The organism is Paenibacillus sp. YAF4_2, from assembly GCF_052113225.1.
Taxonomy (GTDB): Bacteria; Bacillota; Bacilli; order Paenibacillales; family Paenibacillaceae; genus Pristimantibacillus.
Genome location: NZ_JBFRCT010000005.1, coordinates 101,276 through 117,889, shown reverse-complemented (window position 1 = coordinate 117,889; position 16,614 = coordinate 101,276). Strand labels below are relative to the sequence as shown.

The following is a 16,614-nucleotide window of genomic DNA, read 5'->3' as shown; positions in this document are numbered from 1 at the left end:
TCATTGAAGTGCTTCCATAATCATCCGAAACTACCAAAATCCAATACTGCCGACGTTTAGCACACGATTTTGCTCCAACGTCTACGCACCCGTTTCCTGCAGCTTCGTTTCCGCGGCGGCATGCTCCAGCTTACGGAAGAGATCCTTGAAGATACCGTCACGGTGCACCGCGCTGGCGCAGCGAATCAGATGCCTGCGTGTATCCACGCTCCACGTTACCTGATCGGTCAACACAGGACTGTGAACAAGATCAGCAGGAACTAGAGACGGATCTACCAGATAAGCGACGGCAGATAAATCCCAGATGACGCGGGAATACCCGTAATGATCACTGCAGCAACCTTCGTACCGTTCCGTGAGGAAAGCACCAATCTCTCCTTGGCCTTGCACAAAATGTTTAATTTCTGGCAGCGTCGTAATCAGATGCGAAGCAACACCATGGCACGGAACAAGAACCAGCGGCACCCCGCTGTCGAACATCACCCGCGAGGCATGAATATCTTGAGCCAGATTGAATTCCTTCGTATCTCGCCAGGACAGCTGATGGCCGCCAAGCCAGACGACAACGATCTTACTTATAATAGAAGGCTCGAGCAGAATCGCCGATGCAATGTTCGTTATTGCTCCAATCGCGATCACATAGAGCGGCTCATCATCAGGTGCTGCAAGCGCCTTTTGGACAAGATCACGGGCTGCCGGGCTGTCTACTGGAGTTGCTGCTCCAGGTAAATAACTGTCCGAACCGCGGAAAACATAGCCTTCCTCCTCGCGGCCCAGCCGAGTCAGGATTCTGCCTATCTCTTCATAGCTCTTCTCCATGCCGTCCTTTGGTCCATCGGACAGATCGTTCCAGAAAGGTGCCGCGTAGATCGCATCCAGCTTAATTCGTTCCGGTGAAAGCAGCGCATAGACAAGAGCAAACTGATCATCAATCTCGTTAAACGTATCGGTATCAAGTACAGCGCGCACTTGGCCTGCAGGAGGCGCAAGTCGGCTTAAACGTATAGAATCAGAAATGACAGGATAGTTCATGGCAATCACTCCATTTTGCTCAGAATAGTATATCTATTCTCATCATAAATAGAGAGGCTGGCTGAAACTAGCCGAATTCGGCTGTATTCTTATACGATCTGGTTATCCATTCGAAAAGCACGGGGAGCTACACCGGTATGTTTACTGAACAGCATACTGAACTGAGGCGCGTTGCTAAACCCGCATTCATGGGCAATCTCGATCATCGACTTCTCGGTGTGAAGAAGCAGCGCCTTGGCATTCTCCACCCGCTTCCGTATCACGAACTGGTTAGGTGAGTAGCCGGTTTCCTTTTTGAAGAAATGGCGAAAATGGTCGTAGCTATACCCTAAGCTGCTGGCAATCGCCTGAAGATCAATAGATTCCGACGCATACTGCTCCAGAAAGTTTTTAGCATAGTTAACTTTATCGTTCGTTGTTCCAGCACTGTCTGTGGTATCTACCAAGCGGCCAATCTCCGCAATAGCCTGGCAAAGAAGGCCGTGCAGCGTCAGATGATAATAATTGCGCTTGCTGCCAAGCTCCTCCTGCATCGCCCGAAGCAAATGCTCTAGCTTGTGGTCATGATCAATATACAGTCCATTAATGAGGTTAAACATGGCGTTATCGTAGGAGAAGCAGGCGAACAACACTTCGCTTTCGGTATGGCGATATTCATTATGCTTCGTGTGTGGGGGAATGATTGTAAACGTTCCAGGCGCATATGCATAGACGGATTTACCGATTTGCGTCGTTCCGCTGCCGCTGATGTAATAGACTATCTCATAACTGGCATGCGTATGGAAGTCGATAAAGCTGTCCGCCTCCCGGACAAAATGATAAAGAAAATCAAAGGAGCAGTTCATGAGGGTCCTCCTTGTATTCGGAAGTTAGTCCCAGTATAGCAAAAAAGGGAGAATTAATTCTGTTTTACGATTAGTCCTTTGTACGGAAAATGTACAAGTAACTCAGCCCCCGAAGCAAAGAGGATCTCGTGTGAAAGAGTCTTTTCGTCTACAATTAGCAGCTCATCGTAGCCCCAATCGTCAAAACCTCTGTGACCTAAGCGATCGGATGGTTCCATCGTTATTCCAACTCTGCTTATATTGTTATATTTGAGAATCCACTCGTCACTGGCACCCGTCACGACGATAGACAAGTCCACGATCTTCTTGTCATTATGCTGCGATTGAACGATCTTATATTCCTTCAAGTCATAATCATGAAAACTAAATGTACGGAAGAACTCAAATAGTTCTTTGTCCAGCCTGTCTTCTAACTTCGAGTACTCTGCCCAGTATTGTTTGTCATTCTCCCTCCACTCTGCTTCCGCTCTCTCTTGCTCTTCTGGATTGGATGAATTTATCGCTGACCACAAACTGGATTTAAAATATTTTATAGCATTAACCACCTTTCTATAGAAGAAACATTTTTCGATCGACAGCGTTTATATATGCACAGCTAACTTCAGATTGAGGTGAACAATGAAAATATTAGACGGGCTCTAGCTTCCCCCAAGGAGGTTAGAGAGTAATGAGCAAAAGTTATAAAAAATCACCAGCATGGACCGAACAGACTACACCAAATTCAATCTGGGCTAAACGAAAAGCAGCCAAAGCGGTACGCCGCTTTACAGATAACATTCAGAACGGTAAGTGGTATCGAAAGCTCTACTGTTCCTGGGATATTTGCGATTACCGTTTTTACAAAACCAAGCAACAAGCCATTCTCGAATGGGAGACATCTGACTGCTCACGGGATCAAGAAATGACTCGAGCCGAAGTCATCAACGACTGGGAAAAGCAATATAGAAGGAAATAAGCACAAGCGTCGGTCAAGGGAAGCCCGGCGCTTGTGTTTTTTCATTAGATACGGAAAAACTCTTTTGCCGTCTGCGTTGTGGCTTTCGCTACCTCATCTGCCGGTTTACCTATGCAATGAGCTACCGCTTGCAAATTATGCGGAAGGATTGCAGGCTCATTCCTTCCATCCACCGGTTTTACCTTCAGATCTCGAGGGGTCAGGAACGGTGCATCCGTCTCAATCATAAGCCGATCGAGCGGAATCATTTGTACAAGCTCCTTCAGATGCTTACCTCTGCGTTCATCACAAATCCAACCCGTTATCCCAATATGGAATCCCAGATCCAGATAGGCCTTCAGCTCAGACTGATTACCGGTAAAACAATGAACGACTGCTTTTTGCACGGCATGCTCTTTAAGCATCCCTATAAAATCTCCAAATGCTTCCCGCTCATGGAGAAACAAGGGCATATCTAGCTCCTGTGCCAAACGAATTTGTTCGCCGAACCACTTCCGCTGCACATCCCTTGGTGAGAAATCTCGGTTATAGTCTAGCCCACATTCCCCAACCGCGACGACCTGCGGCAGCGCCGCTAATTCCCGAAGCTTTATGATTGTTTCTTCATTACAGCTCTTCGCATCATGGGGATGCACTCCTGCTGTGGAGTACAGCTTTTTGGCATTCTGCCCGGCATAGCTGGCTGCGTCGATACTGTTTCTGAGGCTCGTCCCTGTAATGATCAATGGTGTAACGTTGTTTTCTACTGCTCTTGCAACGACTTGATCACGATCTTGGTGAAAGGAACGGTGCATCAAATTAACGCCGATATCTATAATTGGATCACTCATGGCTTCAATGCTCCTCTTCATCGTTGGATAGTATAACCAAGCAACACTCAGGCGGTACTCGATCAGCCAACCATACTTCGTTGCCAGCAAAATAAAATTCGATCCCTGATCGCTTCACATGCAATGTATCGATTTTTAATAAGACTAACTCTCCCCTTCGACTCCCCGCTAGTGTTGCAAAATTTGTGCTCTCCGACAAATGAACATACTGCCGATGTATCGGATTCAGCCCTTCCATTAAAATAGAGGCAAGAGCTTTCTTATTCGTACCGTGGTATAGAATCGCAGGAGGTTCTCCGGCTGGATATTGCACTCTTTCATGACTATGACCATACCTTGCCCTTATGCGCTCACCCTCAATGGCAAAACGCTGCTTTTCCGAGTTACGAACTACCTGCTCGATATCATCCATTGAAATGCTCGCCCATTTGGGCTGAGCCTGTATGGCTTCTAATAAAGTACGTATTGAACATGAACCGTCCTCAGGCTCCAAGACAACGCCAAACTCCCCAGGAGTGTGCCTAAGGATTTTGGTCATTAGTTTACTTAAGCTTTCTTCCATCGCTTTTATTAGCATGGTTTTTATTGCACCTTCTTCAATTCACTTTAATTTCCATTAATTTGATTATAGCTTCTACCATGCTGCAATAGGCGGGATTAATTGTTTTTACCGGAATGTTCGCACAAAAAAAGGCCTGAACCAAAGGATGGTTCAGGCACAATATACTCCTGCTTAAACTGTCACTTGAAACGCGTAGCTGCCTGAACCAAGAACGACAACCACATCATTCGTATCCAGCCTCAATTGGATTGAATCGGCTAGATTATCCGAATCGGATCGTGGCCAAATGGTCTGATTGCTTCCTTGCTCGAAAATCGACGATATAAGGGCACCATGACTTTTTATCGGAAAATAGACCTCTGCGGAGCAATTGGGCGGTATCTTTATCTCGCATTCCCAGCTGCCGCTGTTTTCTGTGGACCAACGAACGGTATACTGTCCGCGAATCGTATGGATCGAAGCAAATGCATGGCTTAAGCCCTCAACGCGAAACGGCTTGAAGACAGCTTGGTCGAATGCGACGGCTTCTGAATGTGGAGCTAATCCGGCCAAATGCTTGTAACACCAAGCGCTGACACTCCCGAACATCGGGTGATTATGGGAGTCATGTCCGTCCCATGATTCCCATAGGGTGGTGGCACCATTTTCGATCATATATCCGTAGCCGGGATATTCTCTAGTCAGCACCATTCCCAATGCTAAATCCGTCTCTCCTCGTTCACTCAGCAGGTCGAACAAGAAGGAGGTGCCAAATATACCGGTATCCAAATGCCCGCGTAGATCTTCACGGTAATGCTTCAATACCCGCTGCCACACTTTATCTTCATACCCTTCGGGAACACAGCCCAGAACGAACGGGAACAGATCGGCACCCTGCTGCCCAATGGAGTAGCACGCCGTTTCGGGATTAAAGAACGTCTCATTAAACGATGTGCATATATGACCAAACAGCTCCGTGTACTGCTCTTGATCTTCTTTTTGACCCAGCACTCCAGCAATCTTGGACATGATGTTCACCGTATAGGCACAATAGAAAGTGCTCACGAGCAGAGGGGGCAGCTTATTCTCCCCAGGGATACACCAATCGCCCAAAAACCAGCTGTCGGGCTCTTCAAACTCGACCAAATAGCCTCCTCGATTGCGCGTGCCCAAATAACTGATCCAGCTTTTCATACCTTCATAATGTTCAGTGAGCAAGCGCCGATCTCCATACGTGCGATACATCATCCATGGCATGATGATATAGGCCGATCCCCAAGCTACGCCGCCTCCGCCTCCATTAAACGGAGCTGTGTGCGGGACAAAGCCTGTCTCTTTGTTCTGAGAATCACTAATATCTCCAATCCATTTCGTATAAAATGCAGCCATATCAAAGTTATAGCCAGCCGCTTCAGCGGTTAAATGCCCGTCACCTGTGTATCCGAGCCGCTCTCGATGCGGACAATCGCTTGGCACGCCTCCATGCATATTGGTAAGCTGCGACCAACGATAAGCGTTCTGCACCTTATTCAGTAATGGTTCAGAGCAGGTGAATTCGCCAATGGGTTCGACAGAGGCATGCACAACTACGCCATCGAGATCCGTCAGCGCTGGTATGCCGGGATATCCGGTGAGCTCCACATAACGAAAACCATGCCAGACGAATCGTGGTTCGTATTGCTCTATTCCTTGGCCCTTCATTATGTAAGTATCGGCCTGGACTTGGTCGTCTCCTCCACAGCTTAACGTGTCAAGTCCGCCATTATCGCTGCAATTCTCTGCAAACCTCAGCGTGATCTGCTGCCCGGCATTTCCTTGCTGCATGCGAATGCGCACCCAACCGGAGAAGTTTTGAGCGAAATCAAAGACATAGACATTTGGTCGCACTTCGACACGGGAGACCGGAACGATCGTGCTAATTTTTTTATCCGGGGGAGACATCTGTGCTGTTAGCTGTCCTCTCGGAGCACGGACCAGGCGGGCATTGTCCCAAGATGAATCATCAAAATTAGTTTCGTTCCAGCCAGGCTGTTCGAGCCTCGCATCATATTTTTCTCCGTAGAAAACGTTATTGAACACAATCGGCCCAGCGCTACTTTTCCAGCTTTCATCGCTACGAATGCAGTCAACTGTACCATCCTCATACGTAACGACCAGTTGCAATATCAGCCGGGGAGCGCCGTAGCTCATTGTTCCTTCAACCGTTCTCTCCGTCTGATTGTAGAAACCGTTCCCCAGCATGACTCCAATCGCATTCTCTCCCTGCTGGATGTTGCCGGTCACAGCATATTGCATATAATTGACCCGCTTGGAAGTACGATCATCGAAAGGATACAGCAATCCCTCGATTTGGCGATCATCATAATCCGTCCAGTTCGGAACAAGGACGTGGTCCCCCATCTGATTGCCATTCATATAAAGCTCAAAGTAACCAAGTCCCGACACGAACACGGTAGCCTGCTTGACTGCTTTCTCAATGTGAAAGGTATTCCTGAATAATGGAGCTGCGATCTTCTCATCTGCCCCAATCCATTGTGCAGTCCATTCATCAGGGCTGAGAATACCCATTTCAAAAAAAGCGGGTGCATCAACCTCAAATAACTCTCCGTCTTGATCCCAACATCTGACCGTCCAGAAACAGCGTTGACCGCTAACCAGCGGCTTGCCCGCATATGTAATGTGGAAGGTTTCCGCAGAAGCGACTTTTCCGGAATCCCATAGCTCGCCGATCCCAGCAAGTGCATCCTTTTCGTTCTCAGATACGATAATTTGATAAGCAGCCTGCCTTCTGCCGCGTTTGGTGGTGTCGAGTTCCCAACTAAAACGAGGCTCGCTAGTTTGCACACCAATAGGATTCTGATTATACTCGCACCGCAATCGAATAATCTTTTCCATGATCGTAGTCCCCTTCTACTGATTAAGGATAAGTATGAGTTGTATTCGCTTTCAAAAAGAGATTAGTTAGTATACACATAGACTGATTAATACCCACATAATAACATACTAACTTTAACGATTAAACCATAAAACGCATACAAACTAAAAAAGGTCACGCGACCCTTATTCTTATGGAAACAATATATAAAACAAAAAAAGCCGCAGACTATGCGACTTCCATAAGTAAACTATAGGATCTTAACAGTCGCAATCTCTTTACCTGCCCATAGCCTAAAGGTGTACCCACTGACAAGTTCATGCCAGGGAGCTTCATCAACTATAAATCCTACATCCGCATACGTATCCCAAGTACCCTCAATAAAACCTGTAACTCTAACTGATACAGTCCAAGCATCTCCCATCAACTGTCTACCCTCAATAATCCCAAAGTGCACAATTAGATCACGCAGCCAAATATTAAGCTCATACTTGGTTGGATCTCTATCCCATGAAATAATAGCTTTGACTGACCGTATCGTCTCCATAGTCGATCTCCCTACGTTCAATTACAATGTTTATCTTCGTGCTCTAACCCACTCACTATCTTGAGTATCTCTCCATGCTATCCAACCAAGGGGAAGGTCTGAGAGTTGAATTAAACTTGGATCAATATCGACCATTTGTTTTAACGATAATATACGTGCCTCCTCTTCAATTACATCTTCACCATCAAGGAACTGCCACATTCCATCTTCTTCATCATGTGTCACATACAGAACTGGGCCTTCACGCTTCATTATTTTATCGATAGTCAAGATGGCTACATTTTTCGGATCCTCAAATGGCCATTTTCTTTTGAACATTTATTCACCTACTCTATTGGATTATTCTGTAGATCATTCATTTAAAAGAAAAGCTCAACCATCAGAATATCACTGGCTAAGCTTTTATAACGAATCTCCTACACCTTATATCTCGCCGGACCTCTAAACACCTCACGAAAATGCCAGTGAACGAAGTCATCCTTCGGCATGTAGTCCGGGTTAATCGGTTCGCGAACCTTGTGACCATGATATCTCATCAGCCACTCATTAAAGCCATTGGTTCCATGAGCCTGCTCCGCAACGAGCAGTTCCCTCTCATCGGTTATCGTAAATACGCCACGGTCGAACAACTTATGGTGCAAAGAGCATAACGCGATTCCGTTATCCTCAACGTCTGGCCCACCGGCTTGATGCCATTGGATATGAGCAGCATCTATGGCGACCAAATTATTACCTAACCGCACATTAAAGCCGCACACCGCGCAGCTATATTCATATGCCCTCAGAATGCGGTCTCTAAAGTTCGGATCACGTGGTCTTTTCCGCTTAATGGAGAAGTCGAGTCCTATCTCGTCTAGAATATCTTGATGAATACTATCTGGAAAATGTTCCGTTAACAGCATTTCCGCAAGCTCCTGAGATAGCAAGCTATTATTATGAAGCAGCTTCAACACATCGCTGTTGAATCCACCAGATACATGCTCAGACAGCAGAAGCTTGTCCGAAAAGCTCTTCTTATCTACGGACTGACTAAGCTCCCATATTCCGTCGGTCGAAAGCCTGACAAAAGGCTCTTCTGGATGATAAGACTTTCTAGCCGGACCAAACTCGATAAGCAGCTTTTTCAGCTTCTCCCTAACCATCTCATAAGGCAAAATTGTATGTTGCTGTTGGAACTGGGCTAAGCTTAACAGGATTAACAATGGCTTATGCGGAGCTCGCTGCCCGTTCTTTTTCCAGATCGATAGGTTCGCAATCTTGTCCTTAAGCTCATTAGCCTCCATGCTATTTCCCTTCCTCCAGCTTCTCTACGAACGGAATATCTGCCGGGGCAAAAGTAAACTCCTTGAGCTCCACACTACTGATCCAACGGTACTCATCATGATCAACCAATTCAATCTCACCGCTCATGAAAGTCGCTTTATATGCAATGAGCCGAATATGCGTTGAGCCATAGTGATGATCATTGACCCCGAAATACGCGTAAGGGTTGATCCCGATGTGCATCTCCTCAAGCAGCTCCCGCTTTAGGCAATCTTCTGCCGTTTCGCCTACTTCAATCTTGCCGCCAGGGAATTCCCACATGCCAGCTTGAGATTTCCCTTGCTTCCTTCTCGCGATCAAAATCTGTCCTTGCCCGTTTTCTATAATAGCTGCAGCAACCTCGATCATGTCATTCACGTCCTAAACAATCGCTTTATTCGCCGCTGGCACAAGGGCTGGCGGCATTTCTGTCTTGAGCCTCCATACGAAGCTCATTGGCTTATTGCCTTCATGTCTGACGTACTCCGCTTCGCCCAGGAAAACAAACGGAGAAGTGTAGTTACTCTCTTCCTTGTATTCCCGAACAAATAAGCAAATACGAGTCCCGAGCTGACGATGATGAATATATCTTTGTGCGGTTTTCGACTCTTCAGACGTACGGCTCTGCGTTTGCCAATGGAACAACCGCTCATTAATCGCATAGTCCTCATACAGCGTAGACGGAGAAAAATCTTTATCTGACTTATTTAACGTGATGAAGAAAATATCCGTTTCTTTATCATCGAAATATTTAACGCCCTCACGAAAGGCTGGTGACTTCTCCTCATTCCAATAGCCAAACGCAGCCAGCACCTGATCCGTGGAATAACTGCAATGCACGTCTAACGGACAAGCATACGGGAAGGTATTCGACTCATCAACGAAGCTAATATGCGAATCGTTATATTGAAGAATCTCTATTATCTCCTCACGGAACTGTGGACTGGCCACAATGGACTGAATGCCATGCTCTATTGTCTCGAAGCCATGCTTCTTAGGCTCAGACCGATAAAACGTATAATAGAACAGGTTCAGCATAAGCTGCTCTTCATCGGTAACGGTTTGTTTTTCCCCAGAGAGATACGCAATGAGGAATCGCAATAATCTTCGTGAATTTAAGCTTAACAATGCAGGAATTCGCTTCGTTAAATACTCTCCGTTTTTGAATTCAAATGGTCCCATAAGCTCTGCTTCTACCATTAAGCCACAGAAAGTACGATTACCTGTCCGGCCACCATATAACTCCTGAATGCTAAGTCCGTGATAACGGAGGAAGCTTGCGATGGTAAGCTTTTGCCCCGTGTCCCCTTCAAAATACTTCATCTTATGAATTAAGCTTCGACGGTTATTAGTCGCTTGCTTCAAGCTCTTCAGAATGTAATCCCGAGCAACCTTTTCCAGTTGAATAAAACTGCCTCTCGGGAGACTAGAGAAGCCATTCTCCACGTAGTGTTGAACAGAATGCTTCGTCTTGCCGAGTAAGGCTCGAAGCTTGTCCTGGAAGTTATATTCCTTATGAGCTTGTCCGATAAAATCTAGCACCGTTAAGCATTCTTTGCCTTCTGCCAGGCGTAATCCCCGACCTAGCTGCTGGAGGAATACGGTCAAGCTTTCCGTTGGACGAAGGAACAGAACCGTGTTCACTTCTGGAATATCTACGCCTTCGTTATAGAGGTCTACGACAAAGATCATTTTGATCTCGCCACAAACAAGTCTGCCCTTTACCTGATCCCGATCCTCATCACTCGAACCACCATGCAAAGCAATGGAAGGAAGACCAGCTTCATTGAATACCTTCGCCATATAAAGTGCATGCTCGACTCCAACGCAGAAACCAAGCCCTTTTACCTCATTAAGATCGGTCACATACTTCTTCAAGCTGTTAAGGATTTGGGTCGCACGGATTTTGTTGTTTGTGAACAGGTTCTCAAGCTCCGCCTGGTCATACCCACGTCTCGTCCACTTCACCTGCGAGAGATCCACATGATCACTCACGCCAAAATATTGAAAAGGACAAAGCAGCTTCCGATCAATCGCATCCGTCAGACGGATCTCAGCAGCAATCGTATCATCGAAATAGCGTAGAACATCCTTGCCATCCATCCGTTCCGGCGTAGCCGTTAAGCCCAATAGGATTTGAGGCTGATAATGCGCGAGCAGCTTCTGATAAGATGGTGCTGCCGCATGATGGAATTCGTCCACGATAATAAAATCATAGTAATCCGGCGTCGTAATCTCCGTTAGCTTCATTGAGTTCAGGCTCTGAATACTTATGAAAAGATGATCAAGCGCCTTTGCTTGATTACCTCCTACATGCAAGTCCCCAAAATTCAAATCCTTTAGGATAAAACGGAACGTATCCAAGCTCTGCTTCAGAATCTCCTCGCGATGAGCAACGAACAGAAGTCGCGCTCGTTGCGGGTTACGCTGAGCGAATCGTCTATAGTCAAAAGCTGAAATGACGGTTTTTCCGACACCAGTTGCTGCTACAAGCAAGTTTTTATGCCTGCCGTATAACGTCCGCTCTGCCTCCAGCTTCTCAAGAATCTCCTTCTGATAATCATAAGGCTGGATGCTGAACTTGAAGAACATCGCATCTTGGGCTTGGTCTTTGGAGTGATTTTTGCCCAGGGCTTGTTTGAGTTGTTCCTCATGGATAGGGTTGTCTCCTGAGAATGCAGAGAATTCTCGATCATTCCAATAGCTCTCGAAAGTCGCTTCGATTTTCTTGAGGACGTCGTAGGAATCCTTCTCCGTCACCTTCAAGTTCCATTCCAAGCCACTTGTTAGAGCTGGGTTGGAAAGATTCGAAGAACCCACATATGCCGTCGTAAAACCGGTGTCGCGCTTGAAAACATAAGCCTTCGCATGAAGCCTTGTCCGGGTGGAGTCGTAAGAGATTTTGATCTCCGTATTCGGCAGCTTGCTAAGCTCCATAATCGCCTTATAGTCCGTTGCTTCCATATATGTAGTCGTGATGACCCGCAGCTTCCCGCCTCTAGCCGTAAACTGCTCGAGTTGCTCGATCATGCAACGAAGGCCGCTCCACTTGATGAAGGACACCAAGAAATCGATGCGATCCGAAGTCAGGATCTCATGCTTTAATTCACTTAACATATTCGGCTCAGCATGAGAGCCTGTGAAGAGTGAGCTTTGCGATAAAGGAGTGGTTGGCCGAAGCACCTTCTCTTCCTTAACAGCACGAATAGAGTTGAGCTTCGCATAAACATAGGTTAGTACTTCTCCTTGTTCAGCGAGCTGCAACTCATCATAGTCTTGCTGGTCTAATACGTTTTTGAGGGTGGAAATAATGTCGTTACACGCGCGAACCTGTGCGAGCACTGCCTCTTCGTCGGTGTCAGAGTTCTCTCGAACAGCCTTTAAGGCTCTACGAGTTACGGTAGCGATATAGTTAGAAAGCAGCTTTCTTGCTTCTTCTGGATCTAATGGTTCTTTGCCTATATCAAAGGCGGAGGTGTCCAGTGAAGTTAGCTGCTGTAAGGTTACGTTGTTGATAAGTTGTTCGTAGAGACCTTGTTTCATTGGGGACACCTCATATAGAAAGTATGTTAAATACAAATAGGTTCTAGAACATAAAATCACTCAATATAAAGTCATGTAATCAAGGTTTTCTAACTCTTCCTCTAAATAAGAATAATACAAACCTCGATAATCTGTCCCTTCACCTTTATAGTCTATTGTCCCCTTTCTCCCCTTTCCTAAATATACAGCCTTGTTGGACTCAATATCAAAGCTTGTCTGAAACTGATTAAAACTAATAGGGTTAGTTAATTTAAAGTTTTCAACTAGTTTATCACAATATCCCTGTTCCTTATTTTCCTTTACAGGGAATACATAGTTTTGATACAAACGAACACTTCTATTATAATTACTGCTTCGAGATGTAAAAAATCTAATCCCTTCAAATTGTGTCGAATTCCTAACCCATTGCAGCAAAAGCTGAGGAATAATATACTCAGGTTTAAATGGTCGACTATCCTCTTTTACCTGAACGGAACATGCAGCAATTAATGGCCAACAAACATATATTGCTTTTAATGTATTAAATCTTTCAACTGGACTATTAATTAATGAATCTACTGTCGCCGTCGCTACTCTAGGGGGACAACCTAAATCAATAAAACTTACTCCTTTATTTATCTTAAATGAAGAAACATATACATCCTGTGTAGTACCAACCGATCTCAATTCCTCTAAACATGTATAAATCGAACTTCCCATATATAGGCAGGGAAAGCCTGGAATACTATATCTTTGAGTGGATACAAGCGTCCGTTCTTCAAATGGAATATGAAATAAGTCTTTTTTATTTGTTAGCATGCTCTGATTTTTTCTTATTCTATATAATCTAGGTCCTTCACTTATATTAAATAATCGGAAACTATCAAAATAACAGCTTATTTGATCAATAGCTGGTTTTATTAAATTATATGCTTCAGAAGGTTGTCCTTCATAATATTTATTGAGTGAGTTTTCAATTGCATCGCATACTTTATTGATCACTTTTATCTCAGCATCTGAAAGAACATTTATTAATTTTAACTGGTTAGCCCCTTCAATAAAGTAATGATTTTTATTTTTTATTAGCTCTTTATAAGTCAAACTAGTATAAGTAATAGGCAAATTAAATTCATCTTTTCTTAACTCTTCTTTAATAGCTTTTAATTGGTCTTCAATCCTCAAATTCATCAATCCTTATCTATACTATTATTTCACTAATCCTGGTGTGTCCGTTGTAGTTATTTTTAATCTTGTGAAATATTCGTTACTACCCCAACTAATTCCTTCCATTTATTAACACAGACAAAAAGAACTAGAAAAGAACTTCTCTAGTTCAAAATATAAAATATATTCTTCTTATCACTTTTGCCCTCAAACCCGCTTCGGCAGCACCTTCGAATACTTCCGCCTCAACCGGTGCAGCTCCTCACTCCCAGCAAGCGCAGCTTGCTCCCGCTCTTTCCCTACCGCGACAATCAGCGCCTCGATGACGGCAATCGGCGCCACCATCGAGTGGAACTCCCAGAGCTGGCCGCGGGCGGTGAAGAGGGAGATGTCGGCTTTGGCGAGCATGGGGCTGACGGCGAGGTCGGTGATGAGGAGGGTGCGGCAGCCGCGGTCGTGGGCGAAGTCGAGAAGCACGGCCATCTCTGGGGATTCGGAGACGAAGCCGAAGATGACGATGACGTCCTGTGGCTTGATTGGTACCATGCTTTCGAATAGCTCATGGCCACCGCGATCTAAGCGGCGAACGTCCGCGCCGAAGCGAGATAATCTAAAGTCCATTAATGCGGTTAAGCATTCAGCAGATCCAGGCCCGTAGATATGGACGGTTCCCGCTTCAGCCAATAATCCTACAGCAGCATCGAACGACTCCTGATCGATACGATCAGCGGATTGTTGAAGGTAATCTGCCACACCCAGCACATTAGCAGCTGCACCGCTTTCTCCGCCTACTTTATCAAAAGCAGACTGCAGCTTCCGAGCAGGAGAAAGCAGCGCCTCGTCTTTGACGCGCTGCTTGAATTCTTTCAGATTCTTCGAGCCTACTTCAGCCCAGAAGCGAGAGACGGTGGAGATACTTACGCCGCAGGCTGCTGCGATATTTTCTTCTACCATGAACGGTACGTCGTCCATGTTCTTACTTATATAATCCGCGATCCGTTGATGGCCGCGGGTCAGCTTCGTTTCATCAAATAGCATCATAGCCACTGTACCTCTCCCCCGTCCGCTCCCTGTTAGACTACTACTTCAACTTTCTTCTTCAGCAGCTTCTTCACGTAGTTCGCCGTGCGAACTTGTAGATTGAGGTTTGGCGAGATCACACGTTTGTATCCGCCGGCACGGATCGCTTCCTTCAACTCAGCCACGGTCTCAAAGTTTCCTGCAAAATCGTTATGAACACAGCCTACTTGGAACATCTGGTGCGCGTCACTTCCTGCGATAACTGGAACACCAAGCTCTTCGCCAAGCGTCAGTACTTTCGCGATATTTTCCTGGATACCAATCTCATAAAGATCTTTTCCGTTTAAATCAAACGCGTCGAAGCGTTTCAGCAGTTCCTTATCGATATGATACAAATGGTTGGATTCACGGAATGGATGGCCGCCGATGACCATGAGGCCACGTGGATGGCAGAGGTCGAACAATTGCTCCAGGCCGATAAAACGATCAGCTGTCAGATGATTCTCCTTCAGTACCGCATGTACTTCAAGTAATTTATCCTTTGGTCCGCTGACGAGGATATGGCCGCCTTCGGCTACATCGACTTCCATACCTGTGAAGAGTTTAAAACCGTCTACATTATAATAGTGGTTATTACATGGGTAGAGCTGATCAAGTGTGCCGTATACGTCCTCGAAGCGGTGCGTGTTGAAGTGCTCGGTGAGCGTAATAGCGTCGAGACCATGTGCTTTTGCTTCATTAATCATGCTGTTGAAATGCTCGATCTCGAAATTGGTTTTTTTCGAAAGTTTAACGTGAATATGAAAGTCGATCTTCATGACTTGATTCCCCCAGTTGGTTGTTAGTAGTTGCGTAGCTTAATTCCATTAGAACGCCTGTCTTCTTGTCGTATACATTCATCTGCTGCTCACGCAGCACCGCGAACAAAGTATCTCCCGGCTCGTATTCGGTCTCCCCGATCACACGGGCCATAAGCTGCCACCCTCCGGTATCCAGCTGTACCAACGTCTCCGCTCCGGATGGAAATACTGCCGATACACTTACACCAAGGCTCCCCGGTTGGTTCGTCTCATACAGCTTGATATCCTCGGGCCTTATCGTCAGGACAACTTCCTGTCCTTCTTCCAGACCTTCGTTCACGCCATCGCCCTCCGCCAGCGGCATAACAGCGATTGGTGTCTCCAGCCGGTGTCGTCCCCAGACTCCGCCTCCTGTCCGGATGACCCCTTCCAGCTGGTTCATCTGCATGCCTCCATTACCGATGAACTCGGCAACCTGCAGCGTCTTCGGATGTTTATACAATTGACGCGGCTTATCTAATTGCACGATCTGTCCGCCGAAAAATACCGCGACCTGCGTCGACAACGTCATCGCTTCATGCTGGTCATGTGTTACGTAAATCACCGTCGTGTTCAGCTCCTGATGGAGCCGTTTCAGCTCGGCGCGCATCTCAACGCGCAGCTTGGCATCCAGATTAGATAACGGCTCATCCAGCAGCAAAATATCTGGCTCTGTTACGATCGCCCTCGCAATAGCAACCCGCTGCTGCTGTCCACCGGACAGCTCACTTGGGTAACGCGCGGCAAGCTCGGCGATTCGCATTTTATCCAGCGCAGCTTCCACACTCCGCCGAATTTCGGCTTTCGCCAGCTTCCGCACCTGCAGGCCAAACGCGACATTTTCGAATACGGTCATATGCGGCCATAACGCATAGCTTTGAAAAACAAGGCTCAGCCTTCTAGCCGACGGCTCCATATGGAACCGTTTCTCCCCGTTCGCTACCTCGCGCCCACTGATCGTGATTGTCCCGGCATCGGCATGCTGGAGCCCGGCGATGGTGCGGAGCAGCGTTGTTTTGCCACAGCCAGAAGGACCAAGGAAGGTCATGAAATCCCCTTGTTTAATGGTAAGATCAATATCTTGAAGAACCTGCTTCCCATCCAGCGCAACGCGGATGCCTTGCAGTTCGATTGCATTCATG

Annotated in this window: 16 protein-coding genes; 1 reads left to right on the top strand and 15 read right to left on the bottom strand. The window is 46.3% G+C overall.

Translation table 11 applies throughout. The annotated features are described in order from the left end of the window. Nucleotides 1-81: 81 nt before the first annotated feature. The 3 genes from AB4Y93_RS13630 to AB4Y93_RS13620 all read right to left on the bottom strand — a co-directional run bounded on the left by AB4Y93_RS13630 (nucleotide 82) and on the right by AB4Y93_RS13620 (nucleotide 2,422). Complete coding sequence (locus AB4Y93_RS13630; protein ID WP_441892756.1) at nucleotides 82-1,032, bottom strand: nucleoside hydrolase; 951 nt, start codon at nucleotides 1,030-1,032, stop codon at nucleotides 82-84. Between the two features lie 89 nt (nucleotides 1,033-1,121). Then, nucleotides 1,122-1,877, bottom strand: coding sequence for an AraC family transcriptional regulator (locus AB4Y93_RS13625; RefSeq protein WP_441892754.1), 756 nt, complete (start codon nucleotides 1,875-1,877; stop codon nucleotides 1,122-1,124). Nucleotides 1,878-1,930: 53 nt separating this feature from the next. Continuing rightward, nucleotides 1,931-2,422, bottom strand: coding sequence for a hypothetical protein (locus tag AB4Y93_RS13620; protein ID WP_441892752.1), 492 nt, complete (start codon nucleotides 2,420-2,422; stop codon nucleotides 1,931-1,933). Nucleotides 2,423-2,544: 122 nt separating this feature from the next. Here AB4Y93_RS13620 and AB4Y93_RS13615 point away from each other — a divergent pair, with 122 nt between their 5' ends. After that, on the top strand, nucleotides 2,545-2,832 hold the full coding sequence (locus AB4Y93_RS13615; RefSeq protein WP_441892750.1) for a hypothetical protein: 288 nt from the start codon (nucleotides 2,545-2,547) through the stop codon (nucleotides 2,830-2,832). 44 nt (nucleotides 2,833-2,876) lie between these two features. Here AB4Y93_RS13615 and AB4Y93_RS13610 read toward each other — a convergent pair whose 3' ends face one another. The 12 genes from AB4Y93_RS13610 to AB4Y93_RS13555 form a co-directional block, all read right to left on the bottom strand. Beyond that, nucleotides 2,877-3,662: a TatD family hydrolase gene (locus tag AB4Y93_RS13610; RefSeq protein ID WP_441892748.1), complete on the bottom strand. Its 786-nt coding sequence runs from the start codon at nucleotides 3,660-3,662 to the stop codon at nucleotides 2,877-2,879. A gap of 4 nt (nucleotides 3,663-3,666) precedes the next feature. Further along, nucleotides 3,667-4,239, bottom strand: coding sequence for an RNA 2'-phosphotransferase (locus AB4Y93_RS13605; protein ID WP_441892746.1), 573 nt, complete (start codon nucleotides 4,237-4,239; stop codon nucleotides 3,667-3,669). A gap of 156 nt (nucleotides 4,240-4,395) precedes the next feature. Next, the gene (locus AB4Y93_RS13600; RefSeq protein WP_441892744.1) at nucleotides 4,396-7,098 is read right to left on the bottom strand and encodes a family 78 glycoside hydrolase catalytic domain; all 2,703 of its coding nucleotides are present in this window, start codon (nucleotides 7,096-7,098) and stop codon (nucleotides 4,396-4,398) included. Between the two features lie 230 nt (nucleotides 7,099-7,328). Then, nucleotides 7,329-7,625: a hypothetical protein gene (locus AB4Y93_RS13595; protein ID WP_441892743.1), complete on the bottom strand. Its 297-nt coding sequence runs from the start codon at nucleotides 7,623-7,625 to the stop codon at nucleotides 7,329-7,331. A gap of 30 nt (nucleotides 7,626-7,655) precedes the next feature. Next, nucleotides 7,656-7,943: a hypothetical protein gene (locus tag AB4Y93_RS13590; protein ID WP_441892741.1), complete on the bottom strand. Its 288-nt coding sequence runs from the start codon at nucleotides 7,941-7,943 to the stop codon at nucleotides 7,656-7,658. A 98-nt stretch (nucleotides 7,944-8,041) separates the two neighbouring features. Beyond that, nucleotides 8,042-8,908: a phosphorothioated DNA-binding restriction endonuclease gene (locus AB4Y93_RS13585; protein ID WP_441892739.1), complete on the bottom strand. Its 867-nt coding sequence runs from the start codon at nucleotides 8,906-8,908 to the stop codon at nucleotides 8,042-8,044. A gap of 1 nt (nucleotide 8,909) precedes the next feature. Next, on the bottom strand, nucleotides 8,910-9,296 hold the full coding sequence (gene mutT, locus AB4Y93_RS13580; RefSeq protein ID WP_441892737.1) for an 8-oxo-dGTP diphosphatase MutT: 387 nt from the start codon (nucleotides 9,294-9,296) through the stop codon (nucleotides 8,910-8,912). Nucleotides 9,297-9,308: 12 nt separating this feature from the next. Continuing rightward, the gene (locus tag AB4Y93_RS13575; protein ID WP_441892735.1) at nucleotides 9,309-12,470 is read right to left on the bottom strand and encodes a DUF3427 domain-containing protein; all 3,162 of its coding nucleotides are present in this window, start codon (nucleotides 12,468-12,470) and stop codon (nucleotides 9,309-9,311) included. A gap of 60 nt (nucleotides 12,471-12,530) precedes the next feature. Next, nucleotides 12,531-13,631 (bottom strand): hypothetical protein, encoded by a 1,101-nt coding sequence (locus tag AB4Y93_RS13570; protein WP_441892733.1) that lies wholly within the window; start codon nucleotides 13,629-13,631, stop codon nucleotides 12,531-12,533. Nucleotides 13,632-13,820: 189 nt separating this feature from the next. Beyond that, a complete protein-coding gene (locus AB4Y93_RS13565) occupies nucleotides 13,821-14,654 on the bottom strand; it encodes a MurR/RpiR family transcriptional regulator (protein ID WP_441892731.1) in 834 nt (277 codons plus the stop codon). A 32-nt stretch (nucleotides 14,655-14,686) separates the two neighbouring features. After that, the gene (locus AB4Y93_RS13560) at nucleotides 14,687-15,451 is read right to left on the bottom strand and encodes a PHP-associated domain-containing protein (protein WP_441892729.1); all 765 of its coding nucleotides are present in this window, start codon (nucleotides 15,449-15,451) and stop codon (nucleotides 14,687-14,689) included. Further along, a complete protein-coding gene (locus tag AB4Y93_RS13555) occupies nucleotides 15,423-16,613 on the bottom strand; it encodes an ABC transporter ATP-binding protein (protein WP_441892727.1) in 1,191 nt (396 codons plus the stop codon). The genes AB4Y93_RS13560 and AB4Y93_RS13555 overlap by 29 nt, the downstream gene beginning before the upstream one ends. Nucleotide 16,614 lies beyond the last annotated feature (1 nt).